General features: G+C 64.7%; 4 protein-coding genes and 1 tRNA gene. 2 read left to right on the forward strand and 3 right to left on the reverse strand.

The features are described 5' to 3' along the window. Positions 1-117 precede the first annotated feature (117 nt). The 3 genes from V5A20_RS12645 to V5A20_RS12655 form a co-directional block, all read right to left on the reverse strand. Positions 118-3,168, reverse strand: a complete 3,051-nt coding sequence (locus V5A20_RS12645) for a PAS domain-containing sensor histidine kinase (RefSeq protein ID WP_332327486.1) — start codon at positions 3,166-3,168, stop codon at positions 118-120. A 444-nt stretch (positions 3,169-3,612) separates the two neighbouring features. After that, positions 3,613-3,689, reverse strand: a tRNA-Met gene (locus V5A20_RS12650). An 87-nt stretch (positions 3,690-3,776) separates the two neighbouring features. After that, positions 3,777-3,995, reverse strand: coding sequence for a hypothetical protein (locus V5A20_RS12655; protein WP_332316799.1), 219 nt, complete (start codon positions 3,993-3,995; stop codon positions 3,777-3,779). 182 nt (positions 3,996-4,177) lie between these two features. Between V5A20_RS12655 and V5A20_RS12660 the strand changes: the two genes are divergently transcribed. Both V5A20_RS12660 and V5A20_RS12665 read left to right on the forward strand, forming a co-directional pair. Continuing rightward, entirely contained in the window at positions 4,178-5,365 is a 1,188-nt protein-coding gene (locus V5A20_RS12660; RefSeq protein ID WP_332327487.1) for a DNA polymerase III subunit, read from the forward strand. 179 nt (positions 5,366-5,544) lie between these two features. Next, complete coding sequence (locus tag V5A20_RS12665; protein WP_332327488.1) at positions 5,545-6,366, forward strand: tetratricopeptide repeat protein; 822 nt, start codon at positions 5,545-5,547, stop codon at positions 6,364-6,366. The last annotated feature ends 50 nt before the right edge of the window (positions 6,367-6,416 follow it).

A 6,416-nucleotide genomic window follows, 5' to 3' on the forward strand; every position in this document is an offset into this window, starting at 1 on the left:
CGTCGGTCGCTCAGAATGACCCTCGAATAAACGTATTTCTGCGTGCTTACATAGTACGCAGCCTGAGTCGATCGTTTCGCTGCACGCTCTGTCGTGTGGCGTGCGACGTCCGGGCCATCAGTTCGAAGAATCAGGGGGCGTCCGCGGAAGCCGGAGGGTGAAGCAGGTGCCGTCCCCCTTTTGGGTCTCCACCTCGATCGTGCCCCCCATTTCCTCCGTGAGTCGCTTCACGATGGACAGGCCGAGCCCGCTGCCCCCGTACTCCCGATCCATGCCCTGCGATTCCTGTTTGAATGCCCCGAAGAGGTGCGGCACCTGATCCGGATCCATCCCGATGCCGGTGTCTTCCACCTCCAGCACCGCCGCGTCCTGCTCGTCCCGCACCCGAATCTCGATGCGACCGCCCTCGGGCGTGAACTTGATTGCATTTTCCAGGAGGTTGCGGCAGATGCGACGGAGGGCATCTTCGTTCCAATGCCCCTGCACGGGGGCGTCGGGCGTGTGCACCGTCACCGGAAGGTTCTTGTCGGCGGCGTGCTCCTCGAGCATTGCCGCCACGGCTTCGGCCACGTCGCCGAGGGCGAGGTGATCGCGGCCCAGCCCCTCGACGCCGGCCTCCAGCTTCGAAAGATGAAGCACCGACTCCAACGTGCGCTGCAGGCGCAGGCTGCTCTCGTGAACCTTGCTGGCAAAGTCGTAGTGAGAGCCCTCCAGTTCTTCTTTGAGAACCTCCGAAAAGCCCGTGATGGAGGTGAGGGGCGTGCGCAACTCGTGGCTCATGTTTGCCAGCATGGCGGACTTGAGTTGGCTGGCTTCTTCGGCTTCCTCTTTTGCCTGCCGGAGGGCCTTCTCTCGCTCGATCTGATCGGTGATGTCCCGGACGACGCACACGATGCCCCCGTCGTCGAGCGCGGTTAGCGTCAGGTCTTGGGGAAAGGACGTGCCGTCTGCGCGGCGCCCCGTAGCGGTTCCGCGCCACTGGCCGCCCGCGAACAAGGTGGGCATGATGTCATCCTCGAAACGGCGGAGTTCCTCCCCGTCGTAACACATCGTCCAGGAGTTGCCCAGGAACGCCTCCGGAGACGCGTACCCGTAGACGTCGGCATGGGCCTGATTCACGTACTGGTACACGCCTTCGTCGTCAAGAATGGCCATGCCGTCGGAGGCCGCCTCCATGGCCGTGGATCGGCGCTCCGCTTCCTGCTCCTGGCGCTTCCGCTCGGTGATGTCCAGCAGCACGCCGTTGAACACGATCTCGTCCTCGCGGTCCTCAGGCATCGAGATGCCCAGGAGCCAGGCCCGCTCGCCGCTCGGCTTTTCGAAGGGCATCTCGAACCGCCAGGGCGTTCCTTGTTCGACGGCCGTGTCAATCGAGTCGACCATTGCCGGCCGGCGGGAGGGGGGCACGCGCTCGAGAAACCGCTCAAAGAAGTCGTCGGAGTCCGAAGAAATCCCAAGCACGCGATCCGCGTGTTTGCTCACGAAGTGGAATCCGTAGGTTCCATCGGGGGAGGCGTAGAACTGGTAGACGACGCCGGGGATGCTGTTCGCCAGGCCCCGAAGCCGCGCCTCCCGCTCGCGGAGGGCCTCCTCGGCCTGCTTCCGTTGGGTAATGTCCTGGAAGGCGCCGGCGACCTTTACAGGAGTGCCGTCGACATCCTCAACCGGCCCGCCGACCGTGCGCACCCACCGCCGATGGCCTTCGGCGGTGATGAGGGGAAGCTCTAGATCATAAGATTCCCCCTCTTCAACGCACCGCTCAAATGCCTCGCGAATCTGTGGGCGGACCTCTGGAGCGTAGTACTCGATGCCCGTCTCCACGTCCACCTCGGTGTTGGGAGGCACCTCGTGGATCCGGTACACCTCCTCGGACCACGACATGTCGCCGGAGGCGAGGTCCACCTCCCAGGCCCCGGCCAGTCGCTGGGTTTGCTCCAGCAGGTTCCGCTGCTGCCGCAGTGTTCGCTTGCGGCGTCGGGTCTCGGTCACGTCCCGCTGGACGGACACCCAGTACTCGATCTCGCCCTCCCCATTCCGGACCGGAGACACGTCCCAACGAAGACGGAAGGGGGTGCCGTCCTTGCGGTGGCTGACGGTTTCGCCGGACCATGCCTCGCCCGCCTCCAGGGCCTCCTGCATGTCGTCGAGCGTCTCCGGGTCTGTTTCGGGCCCTTGCAGGACTCGGAGCGTCTGGCCGGTCAGCTCCTCCGCGCGGTAGCCCGTCATCTCTTCGAAGGCCGGGTTCGCGTACACAATGGGCGCGCCCGGAGCGCTGGTTGAGGGGGCGGCCATCACGAGTACGGCATCGTCCATCTGCTCAATGACCTCCTGGAAAAGCCGCAGCTCGGACTCGCGCCGCTTCTGGTCGGTAATGTCGGTGTAGACGGCGTAGGTCTCCGACGCGCCGTCGTCGAGGGCGGTCGCCACCCGGATGCGAAACGTCCGTGGGCCGTCGCTCGTGAGGCGCCGCACCTCTCGCTCCACGGTGCCCTCGTCCAGAGCACGCCGGTCGATCTCAATCGCCTCCGAGCGCTGGTTTGTCGGGACTACAAGGTCGTAGAGGTCCATGCCCTCCACGGTGGCAGCCTCCGGCCCGAAGACGTCTTCGAAGGCCTCGTTGACCGCCAAGATGATAAGCCGGTCGTCCTCAAAGCGTCCGTGCACGACGGGGGCAGGAAGCCCTCGGAAAAGGTTGGAAAGGCGGTTTTTCTCCTCCCGGGCCGTCTGCTCGGAGGCGTGCCTCTGCCCCATGCTGCGGCCGACGAGCAGCCCTCCCACGGCCCCAATGGTCGCCAGTTGAAGAACGAGGAGCCCGGGCTTGAGCTGCTCTTGAACGATCACTTGTAGGCCCACTACCAGGCCGGCCAGCAAAAGCATGCTGATGCCCCCGTAGAAGCTCCATCGAGCCCCCTCTGTCAGGTGAGCAGAGGCGTGAGAACCTCGATAGAGGCACCACCCTGCGTAGGGCGGCACGAGGGCCAAAAGGAGGGGAAGTGCGTTCTCCAGGAGCGTTGACCAGAGCGGATTTCCCTGCCGGACCCAGTCGATGTAGATGTCGAGAAGGAAGCCCCCGGCCAGAAGGCCTCCGAGGCCGACTAAGAGGCTCAGGGCGGCACGCTTGCTCAGTGTGGAGGGAGGAGAGAAAGGAAAAAACACTGAAGAAAGCATGTGCGAGTGCCAGACCTTGTGGAAAGGCGGAGGCGAAGGACACGCCCCGAGGCGTCGTTTAAACACGACTGGTGAGACGGGCGTCGTGAAAGAACTTCATAGTTTCTGCACTTACACTGAATCTCCGTTGGGAATGTTTGCAAGACGGTCTCGGGAAATCCCAAAACCTGCTCGGCGTGTGTCGGGCAGCAGCCTGAGAGGACACTGCGCGCAGGCCAACGCAGAAGATGAATACATCCCCTCAGCTCTGGCGGGAGAGAGACGGGCGCCCTCCAGGCACAGTTCTGGTCCACGCGACTGTAGAGGCGTGTCGCCACGTCCGGGGCAATGCCCGGAACCGAAGGGGCTGAGCTGAAGGGCCTTTCTCTTCTGTCGGAAAGGCCACGGAAACAGCAAAAACCCGCCTCAGAAGCAACCAAGGCGGGTTTTCAAGAGGGGCAGTATTGGTAGCGTGGGAGGGATTTGAACCCTCGACCTCCGGGTTATGAATCCGACGCTCTAACCAGCTGAGCTACCACGCCGTTTGATAGCACCGATTATATGCGTGGTTGCGCGCTGGGTGTTTCCGGCGTGCGGTGAAAAAGGAGTGGACGGCGCCGCGGCCCTCCTTAGTTGAGATGGTCCACGTGGCGGAGCGTCGCTGGGTCCATCAGGCGATTGATCTCGTGGCGCAGTACGTCGCGCAGGCGCCAGCCGCTGGGCAGTTCGCCGTCTGACACCTCTACGAACAGGGTGATGCATCCTCGGGTGGCTCGCAGGGCTCGCTTGTCGGTGTGGGAGGCGCTGGGGCGATACGCGCGAAACTGAAAGCCGCGATGAGAGTCCACGGGGGCAGAAGGACGGGTATGGACATCAATCCTACGAAGACAACGCCTCGTTTCACGCGGGCTGGGGGGTTGTGTTCGCCTCCTCGCGCGGTCCCGTTCGGGCGCGGGGGTTGTCCTCGCGGGGCCCAAGTGCTACATTGCTTTACTGTCTATTCCGTTGCCAACCATCCCTTCCCCCTCCGATGGCCTGGAGTGCTGTTCTCGATCAGGACCGGGTCGTTCAAACGCTGCGCCGGGCCCTCGCCCAAGAGCGGGTGGCCCACGCCTACCTCCTGCACGGCCCCGACGGTGTGGGCAAGCGGGCCGTCGCCTACGAGATGGCTCGGGCCCTGCAGTGTCCCGAAAAGGCGGACGGGGCCTGCGACGCGTGCCCAACGTGCCGCAAGACGCGACGCATGGTGCACCCGGACGTCCACGTCAACCTGCCGCACCCGTGGAGCCAGGAACAGGACCGCGACGAAGAAGACATGGGGGCGCGCATTCGGCGGCTCGGCGAGAACCCGTACGCGGCCATCGACTACGTGCGCCGCCCGTCGCTCTCCGAACCCTCCGAAACGTCGAACCAGCAGGTGTACTACCGCATCGACCAGGTGCGACAGGACATCATCCAGCCCATGAGTCTGGCGCGCGGGGAGGGGCAGTACAAGGTCAACATCCTGATCGACGCAGAGAAGATGCGGGAGGAGGCCGCCAACACGTTTCTGAAATTGCTGGAGGAGCCCCCGCCGCAGACCGTCTTTCTGCTCACCACGAACCGGCCCGAGCAGCTGCTGCCCACAATTCTGTCGCGGTGCCAGCAGCTGCGGTTCGACCCGCTCCGGCCGGAGACGATCGAGCAGGCCCTCGTCGACCGCGAAGACATGGGGCTGGACACGGCCTCCACGCTGGCACGCATGGCGGACGGCTCCTACAGCCGGGCGCTCGAACTGGCGGAGAACGACGCCTTGATGACCAGCCGAGAACTGGTGCTCGACTATTTCCGGGCGGCGTACACGCAGAAAGTGGAACCGCTCGACCAATGCATCCAGGAGCTCAAAAATCAGGGCCGGGAGCGCGTGAAGAGTGTGCTCCGGCTCATGCTGCGCTGGATGCGCGACCTCCTGCTCTATCGAACCATGGGAGACGAGGCCCCGCTGGTCAACGTGGATCAAAAAGAGGCCGTGGCCCGCTTCTGCACCAATCTGCCCAATGCCGACCTGGAAGGCATGGTGACGCTCGTGGAAGAGGCCGTGGCGCTGACGGAGCGAAATGTGCGGGTTCCGCTGGTCCTCACGGCCCTTGCGCACGGCCTGGCCCAGGCGATGCGGGGCCGGCAGGTCGAGTCCCTGTACGTTCCCCTCTCGGAGGCAGAGCTTCAAGCGCCGGCGTAGGGGCTCGGTTGGGCGACAGGTTGTCCACCCGGATCCCTTCTGCACTGAGTCGTCGTGCAGGTTCCAGGAACGGAGCGCGGTCAGGAAGCGAGCGCCGAAATGAACATCGAAACCTCGCACCTGATATTCCGTCCCGCAGCGGCACATCAGGGTCTCGTTCATACACCCCCCGTGGTGCCATGAGTCACGCACGACGCGTCTTCGCAGTCGCACGCTGGAACCGTACGCTCTGCCTTGTCCTCGGTGTGCTCCTGGGGATGGGGGCGCTGTGCGGACAGCCGGCCCAGGCCCAACCGGACCCCCCCTCGGGCCCGGCCCTTGACGACGCCCTGGCGACGGTCGACAGTCTCCGCCGGGCAGGGGCCTTTCAAAGCGCACAGGAGCGCCTGCAAGCCCTGCGTCAGCAGCACCCCGGCCGGGTGGCGGTGCTGTGGCGCCTCGTCTACACCTACGCCGACCTCGGACAGTCCACCGAAGATGAGGATGTGCGGGCCCAGTACTACAAGAATGCGCTCAACGTGGCGGAGGCGGGCCTGGCGGCAGACTCGACCCGTGCCCGGGCCCACCTGGCACTGGCCGTCGCGCAGGGACGGGCGGCCCTGGACGCTGGCACCCGAGAGCGCATCCAACGGTCCCGGGCCGTCAAGCGCCACGCGGACCGTGCCCTCGCAATCGATTCGACGCTCGATGGGGCCTACCACACGCGGGGACGCTGGCACCGCGAGGTCGAGGACCTTGGCTTTTTTCAGCGGGCCATCGTGAAGACGGTGTACGGCGGGCTTCCCGAGTCCTCGATCGACCAGGCCGTGCGCGACTTTCAGCGGGCCCTCGAGCTTCAAGACCGGATTTTTCACCACCTTGAGCTCGGCAAGACGTACCTGCAGATGGACCGCCCGGACGCGGCCCGGCGCGAACTGGAATCCGTCCTCGACATGCCCGCCGAAGAGCCGTTCGATCCGAGGTACAAGAAGGAAGCGCGTCGGCTGCTCGACGACCTCTGAGGGGCCTGGGAAGAGGGCATCGATCGTTTTTAACAGTGCGTCTGGAACGT

Source organism: Salinibacter sp. (assembly GCF_036626415.1).
Taxonomy (GTDB): Bacteria; Bacteroidota; Rhodothermia; order Rhodothermales; family Salinibacteraceae; genus Salinibacter.